Origin of the sequence: Pseudomonas sp. GW456-12-10-14-LB2, assembly GCF_002884345.1 — a bacterium.
GTDB lineage: Bacteria > Pseudomonadota > Gammaproteobacteria > Pseudomonadales > Pseudomonadaceae > Aquipseudomonas > Aquipseudomonas paraglycinae.
On record NZ_POHV01000002.1, the window covers coordinates 1 to 13,893 of the forward strand.

At 61.9% G+C, this 13,893-nt stretch carries 14 protein-coding genes; 8 read left to right on the top strand and 6 right to left on the bottom strand.

Annotation, left to right across the window (positions count from 1 at the left end):
* The coding region (locus C1X29_RS01515; RefSeq protein WP_102716690.1) for an ABC transporter permease subunit at positions 1-751 on the top strand (751 nt) is incomplete at its 5' end.
* Positions 748-1,638: an ABC transporter permease subunit gene (locus tag C1X29_RS01520; RefSeq protein WP_007953503.1), complete on the top strand. Its 891-nt coding sequence runs from the start codon at positions 748-750 to the stop codon at positions 1,636-1,638. The genes C1X29_RS01515 and C1X29_RS01520, both read left to right, overlap by 4 nt.
* A 59-nt stretch (positions 1,639-1,697) precedes the next feature.
* On the opposite strand, the gene C1X29_RS01525 is transcribed toward C1X29_RS01520, so the two are convergent.
* Positions 1,698-2,339 (bottom strand): HD domain-containing protein, encoded by a 642-nt coding sequence (locus tag C1X29_RS01525; RefSeq protein WP_039765393.1) that lies wholly within the window; start codon positions 2,337-2,339, stop codon positions 1,698-1,700.
* 190 nt (positions 2,340-2,529) lie between these two features.
* Here C1X29_RS01525 and C1X29_RS01530 point away from each other — a divergent pair, with 190 nt between their 5' ends.
* Positions 2,530-3,495, top strand: coding sequence for a GlxA family transcriptional regulator (locus C1X29_RS01530; RefSeq protein ID WP_102716773.1), 966 nt, complete (start codon positions 2,530-2,532; stop codon positions 3,493-3,495).
* A 209-nt stretch (positions 3,496-3,704) separates the two neighbouring features.
* Here C1X29_RS01530 and C1X29_RS01535 read toward each other — a convergent pair whose 3' ends face one another.
* Both C1X29_RS01535 and C1X29_RS01540 read right to left on the bottom strand, forming a co-directional pair.
* Positions 3,705-6,116, bottom strand: coding sequence for a penicillin acylase family protein (locus C1X29_RS01535; protein ID WP_102716691.1), 2,412 nt, complete (start codon positions 6,114-6,116; stop codon positions 3,705-3,707).
* 103 nt (positions 6,117-6,219) lie between these two features.
* A complete protein-coding gene (locus tag C1X29_RS01540) occupies positions 6,220-6,798 on the bottom strand; it encodes a DUF6436 domain-containing protein (protein WP_085746729.1) in 579 nt (192 codons plus the stop codon).
* Between the two features lie 97 nt (positions 6,799-6,895).
* Between C1X29_RS01540 and C1X29_RS01545 the strand changes: the two genes are divergently transcribed.
* Positions 6,896-7,846: an alpha/beta hydrolase gene (locus C1X29_RS01545; protein ID WP_085746728.1), complete on the top strand. Its 951-nt coding sequence runs from the start codon at positions 6,896-6,898 to the stop codon at positions 7,844-7,846.
* A gap of 1 nt (position 7,847) precedes the next feature.
* On the opposite strand, the gene C1X29_RS01550 is transcribed toward C1X29_RS01545, so the two are convergent.
* Positions 7,848-8,600, bottom strand: a complete 753-nt coding sequence (locus C1X29_RS01550) for a DUF2059 domain-containing protein (protein ID WP_102716692.1) — start codon at positions 8,598-8,600, stop codon at positions 7,848-7,850.
* A gap of 108 nt (positions 8,601-8,708) precedes the next feature.
* Here C1X29_RS01550 and C1X29_RS01555 point away from each other — a divergent pair, with 108 nt between their 5' ends.
* Positions 8,709-9,341, top strand: a complete 633-nt coding sequence (locus C1X29_RS01555) for a 2OG-Fe(II) oxygenase (protein WP_085667373.1) — start codon at positions 8,709-8,711, stop codon at positions 9,339-9,341.
* Between the two features lies 1 nt (position 9,342).
* Positions 9,343-9,828, top strand: coding sequence for a DUF523 domain-containing protein (locus C1X29_RS01560; protein ID WP_085746726.1), 486 nt, complete (start codon positions 9,343-9,345; stop codon positions 9,826-9,828).
* An 11-nt stretch (positions 9,829-9,839) separates the two neighbouring features.
* Here C1X29_RS01560 and C1X29_RS01565 read toward each other — a convergent pair whose 3' ends face one another.
* Positions 9,840-10,418, bottom strand: coding sequence for a transporter substrate-binding domain-containing protein (locus C1X29_RS01565; protein WP_102716693.1), 579 nt, complete (start codon positions 10,416-10,418; stop codon positions 9,840-9,842).
* 132 nt (positions 10,419-10,550) lie between these two features.
* Between C1X29_RS01565 and C1X29_RS01570 the strand changes: the two genes are divergently transcribed.
* The gene (locus C1X29_RS01570) at positions 10,551-10,976 is read left to right on the top strand and encodes a DUF4399 domain-containing protein (protein ID WP_085647002.1); all 426 of its coding nucleotides are present in this window, start codon (positions 10,551-10,553) and stop codon (positions 10,974-10,976) included.
* 61 nt (positions 10,977-11,037) lie between these two features.
* On the opposite strand, the gene serA is transcribed toward C1X29_RS01570, so the two are convergent.
* The gene (gene serA / locus C1X29_RS01575) at positions 11,038-12,267 is read right to left on the bottom strand and encodes a phosphoglycerate dehydrogenase (protein ID WP_007953487.1); all 1,230 of its coding nucleotides are present in this window, start codon (positions 12,265-12,267) and stop codon (positions 11,038-11,040) included.
* 204 nt (positions 12,268-12,471) lie between these two features.
* Here serA and C1X29_RS01580 point away from each other — a divergent pair, with 204 nt between their 5' ends.
* Positions 12,472-13,866 carry an FAD-binding oxidoreductase gene (locus tag C1X29_RS01580; RefSeq protein ID WP_102716694.1) on the top strand — a complete coding sequence of 465 codons (1,395 nt, stop codon included), beginning with the start codon at positions 12,472-12,474 and terminating at the stop codon, positions 13,864-13,866.
* Positions 13,867-13,893: the final 27 nt, after the last annotated feature.

The window sequence follows — 13,893 nt, forward strand, 5'->3', positions numbered from 1 at the left end:
GATCTACACCTACGCCGAGCAGAAGCTGCAACTGCTGCTGAACCTGGGCAACTACGCAATGCTCGGCGACGACGAGCTGTACATCGCCGCCTACCTCGGCTCGCTGAAGATGGCATTTTTCAGCACGCTGCTGTGCCTGTTGATCGGTTACCCGATGGCCTACGCCATCGCCAGTGCCCGCAAAGAGCTGCAAACGGTGCTGGTGCTGCTGATCATGATGCCGACCTGGACCGCGATCCTGATCCGCGTCTATGCGTGGATGGGCATCCTCAGCAACAACGGCCTGCTCAACGGGTTCCTGATGAGCATGGGCTTGATCGACGAGCCGCTGCAGATCCTCAACACCAACCTCGCGGTGTACATCGGCGTCGTCTACTCGTACCTGCCGTTCATGATCCTGCCGCTGTACGCCAACCTGGTGAAGCACGACACCAGCCTGCTGGAGGCCGCTTCCGACCTCGGTTCGAGCACCTTCAACAGCTTCTGGAAAATCACCGTGCCGCTGTCCAAGAACGGCATCATCGCCGGCTGCATGCTGGTGTTCATCCCGGTGGTGGGCGAGTTCGTGATCCCGGAACTGCTCGGCGGTCCGGAAACCCTGATGATCGGTAAAGTGCTCTGGCAAGAGTTCTTCAACAACCGTGACTGGCCGGTGGCGTCCGCCCTGGCGGTGGTGATGCTGGCGATCCTGATCGTGCCGATCATCCTGTTCAACCGCAGTCAGGCCAAGGAAATGGAGGGTAGAGAATGAAGCGCTTCCGTTTCTCCAGCCTGATGCTGGTGCTCGGCCTGTTGTTCATCTACCTGCCGATGCTGATTCTGGTGATCTACTCGTTCAACGCCTCGAAACTGGTGACGGTGTGGGGCGGCTGGTCGGTGAAGTGGTACGTCGGCCTGCTCGACAACTCGCAACTGATGGGCTCGGTGGTGCGCTCGCTGGAAATCGCCTGCTACACCGCGATTGCCGCCGTGGCGCTGGGTACGCTGGCAGCCTTCGTGCTGACCCGCATCACCCGTTTCAAGGGCCGCACGCTGTTCGGCGGCCTGGTGACCGCGCCGCTGGTCATGCCTGAGGTGATTACCGGTCTGTCGCTGTTGCTGCTGTTCGTGGCCATGGCGCAGATGATCGGCTGGCCGCAGGAGCGGGGCATCGTCACCATCTGGATCGCTCACACCACGTTCTGTGCGGCGTATGTGGCAGTGGTGGTGTCGGCGCGTCTGCGCGAGCTGGACCTGTCGATCGAAGAAGCGGCGATGGACCTCGGTGCGCGTCCGTGGAAGGTGTTCTTCCTGATCACCATCCCGATGATCGCGCCGTCGCTGGCGGCGGGCGGCATGATGTCGTTCGCGCTGTCGCTGGACGACCTGGTATTGGCGAGCTTCGTGTCGGGGCCGGGTTCGACGACCCTGCCGATGGAAGTGTTCTCGGCGGTGCGTCTGGGCGTGAAGCCTGAGATCAACGCCGTGGCCAGTCTGATTCTGCTGGCGGTGTCGCTGGTGACCTTCCTGGTCTGGTTCTTCAGCCGCCGTGCCGAAGAAGCTCGCAAGAAAGCGATTCAGCAGGCCATCGAAGAAGGCGCTGCGGATTCGTGGAAGCAACCGGACGTGCGCCGGGCGCCGACGCCGGAAGCGGCGTAAGCCTCCCGGTACAAAAAAACCTCGCGACCGATAACGGTCGCGAGGTTTTTTTATGCCGGTCAGGAAACCCAGGGCGACTGGCGAATCACTTCGACGAAGTTCATCGGCTTGAATCCCGGCGCTTGATCCTTCAACACATCGGTCTTCACATTGCCGAACGTGGTCTGCGGGCGATGACGCAAGCCATCGGCGAACGCGCAGATGATGCACTCCTTGAAACCTTCGCCCCGTGGATGCGCATGCACCACCGCCTCGCGCTGCACCGTGGTGAACGCCGCGTAGTCCATGCCCAGCACGTCCATCTCGACGCCTGCGGTCACCAGCGCCACGGTCGGGCGCAGATGCTTCGGCACCCCCGGCGTGGTGTGCAGGGCGATCGACAACCAGACCTGCTCGATGTCGTCATCGCTCAACCCGTACGGCTTGAGAAACGCGGCGGCTGCGTTGGCGCCATCGACTTCGAAGCGCTCGTCATCGCTGCGGTGACCTTCGACCAGACCCAGGTCGTGGAACATCGCGCCGACGTACAGCAGTTCCGGATCGTAGGCCAGTTGCTGGCGCTCACCGCTCAAGGCGCCGAACAGAAATACCCGGCGCGAGTGGTGGTAAAGCAGGTCGGATTCGATGTCGCGGATGTACTCGGTGGTGGCCCGGGCGAGGGCGCTGTCGGGGATCCGGATACCGGCGATGGTCGTTGTCATGTTGAGCTTCCTCGTCGAAAACGCCGTCACGGCGCTGATGGGGAAAGTCTGTTCCCGGGGGCAAAACCGGACAATCGATCCATGGCTGCGATCCTTGCCATTCCACCTGCAAATCGTGCCAGCTCGCTTCTGCGGCGAGGATTGGCTAGGGTTGGCGCTGATCCGCCATTCCCCGGGAGCCGACATCGCCATGAACAGAACCGTCGCCATCGTGGTGTTCCCCGGCGTGCAGGCGCTGGACGTCAGCGGGCCGATGGACGTGTTCGCCGAGGCCAACCGCTTCCTGGCGCCGGAGGATCATTACCGGCTCGACGTGATCGGTGTCGAGCGCGGGTCGATGGCGTGTTCCAACGGGCTGACCCTGAGTGCGCATCGGCATTTCAGCGAAGCGTTGCAGGTTTACGATTTGCTGCTGGTGGCGGGTGGGCCGCAGTTGCCGTTCCTGGATTTCGGCGAGGCGTTCGATGTCTGGCTGCGCGAGGCCTGTGGACGGGCGCGGCGATTCGGCTCGATCTGCAACGGCGCGTTCATGCTCGCCCGTGCAGGATTGCTGGACGGGCGTACGGTCACCACCCACTGGAACGACGCCGAGGCGCTGGCGCAGTTGTGCCCGTCGAGCCGGGTCGAGGCCGATCGGTTGTACGTCGAGGATGGCCAGCTCTACACCTCGGCGGGGGTGACGGCGGGGATCGATCTGTCGCTGTACCTGCTGGCGCGAGACCACGGGGCCGAGGTGGCGCTGAGCGTGGCCAAGCGGCTGGTGGTGTTCACCCAGCGCTCGGGCGGGCAGTCGCAGTTCAGCCCGTTCCTCACGCCGCATGCCGAGCCGACGTCGGCGGTGGCGATGGTGCAGTTGTATGTGCTGGCCAATCTCACGGGCGACCTGACCATCGCCGATCTGGCGAACGCGGCGAACATGAGTGCGCGAAATTTCTCTCGGGTGTTTGCCCGCGAAGCGAAAGTCACCCCGGCGGAATTCGTCGAGCGGGCGCGGGTGGATGCGGCACGGGTGATGCTTGAAAGCACCACGGCGCCGCTGAAGACCGTGGCCTATCAGTGCGGGTTTCGCGATGCGCAACACATGCGCAGCGTGTTCAACCGGCGGCTGGGGGTGACGCCGCAGCAGTTCCGGCTGAATTTTGCGGCGATGGTTTGAGCCGAGGTTGGCTTGAGACCGCTACCCCCTCACCCAAGCCCTCTCCCCGAGGGAGAGGGGGCCGATTGGGGGATATTGGAGAGATACGCCGACCTGAACGATCTGCTGTGAATCCATAATCGACTCCGATCTTTCAGGTCGACGTATGACGCAAGACACCTCGGTTGGCTCCCTCTCCCTCGGGGAGAGGGCTGGGGTGAGGGCGGCTTTTATGGCTCAGCCCGCTTTGGCAGCAGCTTCAGCGTACTCCGCGTATTCGCCGTCACCTCTTCCTCACTGAAATGCGCCTGCACATACATCCCGTCCACATACGCCTCTGCCTGATCTTCATAGTGGCTGTCGAACGGCACGCCGCTCTGGCCCACCGGGTTGATGGTCAGGCTGTGAGCCGGATCAGCGAAGTCCACCAAGCGCCGGGTCGACGGGCCGTAGGTCACCGGCCATGGCGCCGGGCCGATCTTCGCCGAGAGGTTGTTCGGCACTTCATGGGAGCCCGGTGCGGCGAACGGGCCGACGTTGAAAATGCGGTCCAGCGGTTTCTGCTGGCCCAGTGGATGACCATGGGTCAGCGTGTGCGCTTTGCCCCATTGCCAGCCGGAAGCGTCTTCGCCGAGGGTCGACTTCAGGTGCGCCATGCTCGCCTGCCACGCAGCGCGCACGGTGTCGGCGCGGGTTTCCTTGTTCGGCGTGCTGCGGTTGTCCCACCACGGTGAATCGGCATTCGCCGCGAGCCGGGGCAGCGCCGCATCGATCACTCGGGTCGACAGCAGGGTTTCGAAGAAATCATTGCCCAGCTCATCGCGCATTGCCGCGTCCGCGAGGTTGAACAGGAACTGGTTGAACACCGTCGCACTGACCGAGTCCAGCGGATAGTCGCCTTGCCATTGGGCCAATTGTTCGATCAGCTTCTGCTCGGCGGGATTGCCCGCCACTTCACGCAGCACCGGCAGCAACGGCGCCAGCAGACGCGGGCCATAACCGGTGGTGGCGCCCAGTTGCAGTTTCTGGTTGGCCTCGTTGTCCCACTTCACGCTCTTGTCGGCGAGCTGGCGGTTGAGCTGCTGGCCACGGTCGGCGAGGTTGTAGTAACCGGGAATCTCCATGCCGGTCGGCGACACGGGCTGGAAGTTGGCCGAGACGATATAGCCCCGCGCCGGGTTCTCCTCCTGCGGGTTGGCGCTGAACGGGAAGTAGCCGTCCTTGTCCGCCTGATTGCTGTTGCCGTCGAGAATGAAGCCAGGCTTCACGCCGGCCGGCCGCTTGGGCAATAGCGCCGAGGCCCACCAGGCGATATCGCCCTTGGCGTTGGCGTAGACGATGTTCAGCCCCGGCGCCTGCACCTTGGCGGCTGCGGCACGAGCCTTGGCCAAGGTGTCGGCGCGGTTAAGCTGGTAGAAACCTTCGAGGATCGGGTTCGGTGTTTCGAGGAACGCCCACCACATCGCAATCGGAGTTTTCCCTGCGGCTGTACCGAGGGCGTCGTTGACGATCGGCCCGTGGGGCGACTGGCGCAGGGTTATGGTCACCGGCGTCTGGCCTTTCACCGCGATCTGCTGCTCGGTCTTGACCATGTCGGTCCACTGGCCGCGATACCAGACCTGATCCGGGTTGTCCGGATTGACCTTCTCGGCGATCAGGTCCAGATCATCGTTCTGAAACATGGTCAGGCTCCAGCCGAAGTCCAGGTTGTGCCCCAGGAACGCAAATGGCACCAGCGCCTGATGATGGCCGTAGAGTTCAAAACCCGGCGCCGACAACTGCGCCTCGTACCACACCGACGGCACCGAAAAACGAATGTGCGGATCGCCTGCCAGCAACGGCTTGGCGCTCTTGCTGTGGCTGCCGGCGATCACCCAGGCGTTGCTGCCTTCGAACTGCGGCAGACCGTTGTCGATCAATGCCTGTTCGCTGACGCGGGCGAGGGTGTTCAGGTCTTTCCAGTCTTCGGCGGCGAGGGCCGGTGCGGTGCCGGCGTGGCCCTTGGCGAGCACACCCTTGGGCTGCCAGTCGAGGTCGAAGACGTTGAGGTAATCGGCGCCCAATTGATCGCGCACGTAGGTCAGCAACGGTTCGGTGCGAAACGCGGCGGCAAAGCTGTAGGCCATGTAGCCGGCGACGCTGATGCTGTCCTCGGCGGTGAACGGCCGCTTGGGGATGCCCAGCACGTCGAACTCGACAGGGGCGGCGTGCGAGTCCTGATATTGATTGATGCCGTCCAGATAGGCTTGCAGGGCCTTCCACGCCGGTGACTGCTTGTCGAGGCCGGCCACGTAACTGGCGGCCCGCTCGCGGATGCGCAGGCTGCGGAACAGCTTGTCGGTGTCGAGCAGTTTCGGCCCGAGCACTTCGGCCAGTTCGCCCCGGGCCAGACGGCGCATGGCTTCCATCTGAAACAGGCGATCCTGGGCGTGCACATAGCCGAGGGCGCGGTAGAGGTCGGTCTCGTTTTCGGCACGGATGTGCGGCACACCGCGCTCGTCGTAACGCACGGTCACCGACCCTTGCAGGTTGCGCAACTCCACCTGGCCCTGACGCGTCGGTTGCTTGCTGTAGACATACCACCCGCCAGCGGCGAGCAGGACAACGATGAGCAAGGCAAGAACGGTGAAGACGCGTTTCATGGTGACTCCTTGTGCATTCGGGATTGCCGCCCGTGCGGGCTGCAAACAATTAGCACACGCCTCGTGTGCTGCGCATCGCCGTCCTTGAAATGTCCGGAATGCCTTACTTCTTCTCGGCCGGCCACGGGCAGTAACAACCGACCGCCAGCGTATGAGTCGCATTGACCGGACGATCATCACTCAAGGCTTGCAGGATCGGTTCGATAAAACTGTTGCTGGAGTTGCACGTCAGGCCTTCGCTGTAGGGGCCGAAGTACGCCAGTCTGCCGCTGCGGTCCCAGATCGCCACGGCCGGGCTGGCGGGAATCTGTTCGGAGCCGGGCAGGACCGTGATGGTTTTGAGATTGCTGAGGGTGGCGGGCAACTGGCCGTGGCTGCCGGCCTTCTGCACCGCGAAGAATTCCACGCCCTTGGGGCCGAACTGTTCGACCATCTCGCTCAGGTGCTGTTGATTGCCGACGTTGCACGGGCAGGCGGGATCCCAGAAGTGCACCAGACGGATATTGCCGGGGCCGGCGAGGTCGTCGGGCAGGCGCAACGGGTCGCCGGAAAACACAGCGGTGTGTTCGCTGAACGCCCGTAAGTAGCGGCCCTGAAACCAGTCGTACGCGGCCCACAGCACGCCGGCACACACGATGGCGAGCAGGCTGGCAAACAGTGCGGTGCGGTAGGGCGAACGCATGGTTTTCGATCCTCAGAGGCGCGCTAGCTTGCCATGCTTGCCGCGACAGATGAATATCGCAGGCCGATAAAGTCCGTTTACCGTTCTGGAATTGCCCATGTCTGTTGCCTTCGATCCCGATCATCTGCGTGCGAGCCTCAAGCCTTTGGCCGAGTGGCAGCCGTTGTCCGAGGAGGCGAAGGCGTATCAGCGGTTCTACAAGACTGACTTTCCGGAGCGCGATGTCTGGCGTGGGATGGGCCGGTTCGACATCGATGGCTATCAACTGGTCAGTCATTGCTGGTGGCCGGCAGAAACCGCCAGGGCCACGCTGTTTCTGGTGCACGGTTTTTATGATCACACCGGTCTTTACCGGCATGTGATCGAGTGGGCGCTGGATCAGGGCTTCGCGGTGATTGCCTGCGATCTGCCGGGGCATGGTCTGTCCAGCGGCGAGCGGGCGAGCATCCGCGACTTCTCCGAGTATCAGGATGCGCTGCAAGGCCTGTTCGCCGAGGCGCGCTCGATTGCCCTGCCGCAGCCGTGGCACTTGTGCGGGCAAAGCACCGGCGGGGCGATCATTGTCGATCACGTGCTCAACCATGGTGAAAACAGCCCGGCGCAGGGACAGTTGATTCTGCTGGCGCCGTTGGTGCGTCCGCGTGCCTGGGGCTGGTCGCAGTTCAGTTATTACCTGCTGCGGCCCTTTGTCAGGGGCATCGCCCGACGTTTCAGCGAGAACTCCAACGATCCGGATTTCCTGCCGTTCCTGCAGGCCGATCCGTTGCAGCCCAAACGCTTGCCGACTGCCTGGGTCGGGGCGTTGTCACGCTGGATCAACCGGGTCGAATACGCGAAGAAAAGTTCACGCCGGCCACTGATCGTTCAGGGCCAGGCGGACATGACCGTGGACTGGCAGCACAACCTGCAAGTGATGAAGTGGAAGTTCGACCGGCCGCAGATTCTGTTGCTGGCCGAGGCGCGGCATCACCTGGCCAACGAGACGGCGGAAATGCGCGAGGAGTATTTCGAGTTCCTGAGCAAGCGGATCAAGGGCCGCAACCCCTAGATCACTGACTGAGGTTCGAGGTGCTCTGGCCGACGGCCAGCCCGGCGCGAATCGCGGCCAGCGCGGCCTGATAGTAGGCTTTGCCTTCGGTGGATTCGGCAAAGGTCGCGAACTCTTCCAGTTCTTCATCCGACAGATCGCGATAAACGTACAGCAGCGTGTTGTTCAGGTCGGCACCGATCTGATCCATCAGGCGCTGGCGTTGACCATTCAACATGCCTTGGGCCTGACCGCCGCCGAGCAGGCCGGGGATCATCGAGCTCAGGCTGTCCGCCGCCACGCCGGCAATCGCCAGGCTGACTTCGGCACCGGCTTCACGGGCGGGCAGGGCTTGGGCGAGGTGACCGATGATCAGCAGGCGGCTGTCGCTGGCCGGCATCTTCGGCAGGCCCTTGGCGTTTTTTGCCAATTGATCGCGGCGGGTCGCCAGCAGTTCGGCGGCGACGATCTTCTTGCCCAGCGGTGACTGAAAGAACGACAGGGCCGGTTTCGGATCGGCGAGGTTCTTGCGCAGCTGCGCTTCGGCGCGTTGATCCATGGCCTGGGGGGCGAAGCGCTGGTTGCTGTTGTTCACCAGCGCCTGAAACACCGCCGGCGGCAGGCTGTTCTGGTAACGCTGCTGCGCGGCACTCAGGGCGTCGTTGAAATGCGCGCGTTGTTCTGGCCAGCCGGCGACCTTGTACAACTGGTCATGGCCGTCCGCCCAGGCGGGCAAAACGCAGAACATCAACAGTGAAAAAAGCAAACGGCGCATAAGGACTCCTGTCGGCAGCCGACTATTCTCCGTGCGGTGCCAGTACTTGTCGAGAATTCGTATCAAGCCGCCGCGTGGCTCTGTCGGATTTCTTGCCGCAGGCATACTATGCGCGCCATGCAAATATCCTCTGATCACCCGCTGCTGTTACGTATCGTCGACGACCTGGCCGAGCGCGGCTGGTCGCAGCAGAACATTTTCCTGCCTGCGGATTTGACCCGCGCACTGGCGGCCGAGTGCCGCAAACGTGACGCCGAAGGTGAACTGGCGCCGGCGGGGGTCGGACGTGGCCCGTTTTCGGAGATCCGCGAGGGGATTCGTGGCGACCATATCCAGTGGATCGACCCCGGTCAGGCCGAGGCCAGTGACCGCTACCTGAACCTGATGGACAGCTTGCGCGAAGCGCTCAACCGGGGCCTGTTCCTCGGGCTTGAAGACTTCGAGTGCCATTTCGCCCTGTACCCGCCGGGTGCTTTCTATCGCAAGCATGTCGACCGTTTTCGCGACGATGACCGGCGCATGGTCTCTGCGGTGATCTACCTCAATGACGGCTGGCTGCCGGAGGATGGCGGTCAACTGCGCATGTACCTGGAGAATGACCGCGTTCACGACGTACAGCCTACGGGCGGGTGTCTGGTGGTGTTTCTCTCCGGCGAAGTCCCTCACGAAGTGTTGCCAGCCAACCGCGAGCGGCTGTCGCTGACAGGCTGGTTCCGCCGCCGTGGCAACGAGCCGTTCTGAGATGCACAGGATTCTGGTCAGTCGCTGCCTGCTGGGCCATCGCGTGCGTTACGACGGTGGGGCCAGCGGGCCGTTCGATCTGCTGGAGCAGTGGATCAGCGAAGGCCGGGTAGTGCCGCTGTGCCCGGAAGTCGCCGGTGGTTTGCCGACGCCACGGGCAGCGGCAGAGATTCCGGGCGGGCAGGGCAGCGAAGTGCTGGACGGACTCTCCTCGGTGATCACTACCGAGGGCGAAGACGTCAGTGCGCAGTTTCTGGATGGTGCGCGGCAGGCGCTGGCGCTGGTGCAGAAGCACGGGATTCGGGTGGCGGTGCTCAAGGCCAACAGCCCGTCGTGCGGGAATCTGTTGACCTATGACGGCACGTTCAGTGGGGTGAAGGTGAGTGGCGAGGGGGTTACTGCTGCGTTGCTGAAGCGCCATGGGGTGCAGGTCTTCAGCGAACTCGAACTGCCGCAAGCCGCACAGGCCCTCAGCTTGCTCGACTAGTCACGTTCACTTCAGTTTTCCGTAGCCTGCACACTCAACCACTTCTTCGACAACGCCTCCAGTCGCCCATCCGCCCTGATCCGCTGCAAGGCATTTTCCAGGCTCGCGTGAAACGCCGGGTTGCCCTTCTGAAACGGAATCGCCAGATCCACCGGCGGCTTGACCTTCGGTTTCTCTTCAGTCAGCGCCTGTACCAGAACCCGCGGCTGAGGTTGCTCGTCCTTTTTCGCCAGCAATTGTGCATTCACCTGCGTGTAAGGTTTGCTGACGTCGAAACGATCCTTGAGCTCGGGTGTCAGTGCTATGTGGTTGAGCGCGACGTCGTACTTGCCGCTTTCAACGCCCTGGAGCAGATCGGCTTCGTCAGTGACGATGAAGTCGGCGCGCACATCCAGTTCGTTGGCCAGCAGTTGCCCAAGCTCGACCTCGAACCCCGTGAGCGTGTCGCCGTCCTTGAAATTGAAGGGCGGTGTATTAGCCTCAAGGGCTATGCGCAACTCGCCACGGTCGTAGACGTCATCAATCAGTTCGGCGTGAGCCAGAGGGCTCAGAAGGGGAAGCAGGCAGATCAGGCCAGGCAGAAAACGCATGGTCACTCCTTTGAAATCGATATCGGCCTGTTTTCCAGGCTCGCTTTGCTATGGTTGTCGAGTGCCTTCGACAACGAATGGTCATGAAGTTGTCATGACCGTGCGGATTTTACGGAAAAACTGGAGAAGAAAATGAAAAGCTTTATGTCACGTGCAGCGTTGGCCGGTGTGCTGATGGGTGTTTCGGTACTGGCCAGTGCGGCCACACCGGCACCGAAGGGCGCCGAAGTGTTCATCGTTTCTCCCGAGGACGGAGCCACGGTTTCGCAGACCTTCACGGTCAAGTTCGGTGTAAAGGACATCGCGCTGGCACCGGCCGGTGATGTCACCAAGAACACCGGTCATCACCATCTGCTGATCGATGCCAAGGAAATCGTTCCGGCCGGCTCCGTCGTGCCGACCGACGCCAACCACATGCACTTCGGCAAGGCGCAGACCCAGGCCGACATCAAGCTCGCGCCGGGCAAGCACACCCTGCAGCTGGAGCTGGGTGACAGCGGCCACATGGCGTTCGATCCGCCGATCGTGTCGAAGAAGATCACCGTCAACGTCGAATGATGTTTTCGCGTGCATGAAAAAGGGAGCCCGAAGGCTCCCTTTTTTGTCGCTCAGCGTCGGATCAGAACAACACGCGGCTACGGATGGTGCCGTTGACGTGTTGCAGCTTCTCTTGCGCCAGCTCCGAGTACTCGGCGTCGACGTCGATCACCACGTAGCCGACCTTCTCGTTGGTCTGCAGGAACTGACCGGAGATGTTGATGCCGTTTTCGGCGAAGACCTTGTTGATCTCGCTCATCACACCCGGGATGTTCTCGTGGATGTGCAGCAGGCGGTGCTTGCCAGGGTGAGCCGGCAGGGCCACTTCCGGGAAGTTCACCGACGATACCGAAGTACCGTTGTCGCTGTACTTGACCAGTTTTTCTGCCACTTCCAGACCGATGTTGGCCTGCGCTTCAGCGGTGGAACCGCCGATGTGCGGGGTCAGGATCACGTTATCCAGGCCACGCAGCGGGCTTTCGAACTCCTCGTCGTTGGAGCGCGGCTCGACCGGGAACACGTCGATGGCGGCGCCGATCAGGTGCTTGTCCTTGATCGCAGCAGCCAGGTGATCCAGCTCGACCACGGTGCCGCGTGCAGCGTTGATCAGGATGCCGCCCTTCTTGATGGCGCGGATTTCCTTCTCGCCGATCATCCACTGGGTCGCAGCGGTTTCCGGAACGTGCAGGGTGACGATGTCGGACATGCCCAGCAGCTCGTGCAGGTTGCCGACTTGGGTGGCATTACCCAGTGGCAGCTTGGTCACGGTGTCGTAGAAGAACACCTGCATGCCCAGACCTTCAGCCAGGACCGACAGCTGAGTACCGATGGAGCCGTAGCCGACGATGCCCAGTTTCTTGCCACGGATCTCGAAAGAGTTGGCTGCGGACTTGATCCAGCCGCCACGGTGGCAGGAAGCGTTTTTCTCAGGGATGCCGCGCAGCAGCAGGATCGCTTCGGCCAGCACCAGCTCGGCCACGGAGCGGGTATTGGAGTACGGCGCGTTGAACACGGCGATGCCGCGCTCGCGGGCCGCTTCCAGGTCAACCTGGTTGGTGCCGATGCAGAAACAGCCGACCGCGACCAGCTTCTTCGCGTGATCGAAGATCTCTTCGGTCAGCTGGGTGCGCGAACGAATGCCGATGAAGTGAGCGTCAGCGATCTTTTCCTTGAGCTGGGCTTCCGGCAGGGAGCCTGTCAGGTATTCGATGCTGGTGTAGCCCGCCGCCTTGAGGACGTCGACAGCCGATTGGTGGACGCCTTCGAGAAGAAGGAACTTGATCTTGCTCTTATCGAGAGAAGTCTTGCTCATCTGCGTAAACCTGTATCCCGGAGAAAAATGGCAGGAAATGGTCAACAGACATTGACCTGGACGACAAGAAAGCCGTCACCGCAGAACCGGCCTTGGGCACTGGCCTGCGGGGTCGGTATGCTAGCATAGCCACCCCGCTAAACACTCATTCCTGCGACGTGAAGCGTTCTCAGGATGACCATGAATTGTTCGAGAGTTCCGTCGATGACCAATCCTGCCCTGATTGATGAACTGAAGACCCTGGTCGAGCCTGGCAAAGTCCTGACCGATGCCGACTCCCTGAACGCTTACGGCAAGGACTGGACCAAGCACTTCGCCCCGGCGCCCAGCGCCATCGTGTTCCCCAAGACCATCGAGCAGGTGCAGGCCGTCGTCCGCTGGGCCAACGAACATAAAGTGGCGCTGGTGCCGTCGGGCGGGCGCACCGGGCTTTCCGCCGCGGCCGTGGCCGCCAATGGCGAAGTAGTCGTGTCGTTCGACTACATGAATCAGATTCTCGACATCAACCTGACCGACCGCACCGCCGTCTGTCAGCCGGGCGTGGTCACCGAACAATTGCAGAACGCCGCCGAAGAACATGACTTGTACTACCCGGTGGACTTCGCTTCGGCAGGTTCCAGTCAGATTGGCGGCAACATCGGCACCAATGCCGGCGGGATCAAGGTCATTCGCTACGGCATGACCCGCAACTGGGTGGCGGGCATGAAAGTGGTGACCGGCAAGGGCGACGTGCTGGAACTGAACAAGGACCTGATCAAGAACGCCACCGGTTATGACCTGCGGCAGCTGTTCATCGGCGCCGAAGGCACCCTGGGTTTTGTGGTCGAGGCCACCATGCGCCTGGATCGCTCGCCGAAAAACCTGACCGCGATGGTCCTCGGCACCGCCGATTTCGATTCGATCATGCCGGTGCTGCACGCCTTTCAGGGCCGACTCGACCTGACCGCGTTCGAGTTTTTCTCCGACAAGGCCCTGGCCAAGGTCATGGGCCGTGGCGATGTTCCGGCGCCGTTCGACACCGACTGCCCGTTCTATGCGTTGCTGGAGTTCGAGGCGACCACCGAAGAAGTGGCCAACACCGCCCTGGAAACCTTCGAGCACTGCGTGGAGCAGGGTTGGGTACTGGACGGTGTCATGAGCCAGAGCGAAACCCAGTTGCAGAACCTGTGGAAGCTGCGAGAGTACATCTCCGAAACCATCTCCCACTGGACACCGTACAAGAACGACATCTCGGTCACCGTCTCGAAAGTCCCGGCGTTTTTGCAGGAAATCGACGCGATCGTCGGCAAACACTATCCGGATTTCGAAATCGTCTGGTTCGGCCACATCGGCGACGGCAACCTGCACCTGAACATCCTCAAGCCGGACAACCTGAGCAAGGACGAGTTTTTCGCCAAGTGCGCCACCGTCAACAAGTGGGTGTTCGAAACCGTCGAGAAGTACAACGGTTCGATTTCCGCCGAACACGGTGTGGGCATGACCAAACGCGATTACTTGACCTACAGCCGCTCGCCGGTGGAAATCGAATACATGAAAGCGGTCAAAACGGTGTTCGACCCGAACGGCATCATGAACCCGGGCAAGATCTTCGCGGTTTGATTGGCAATCCCTGATGAATCAATGAAG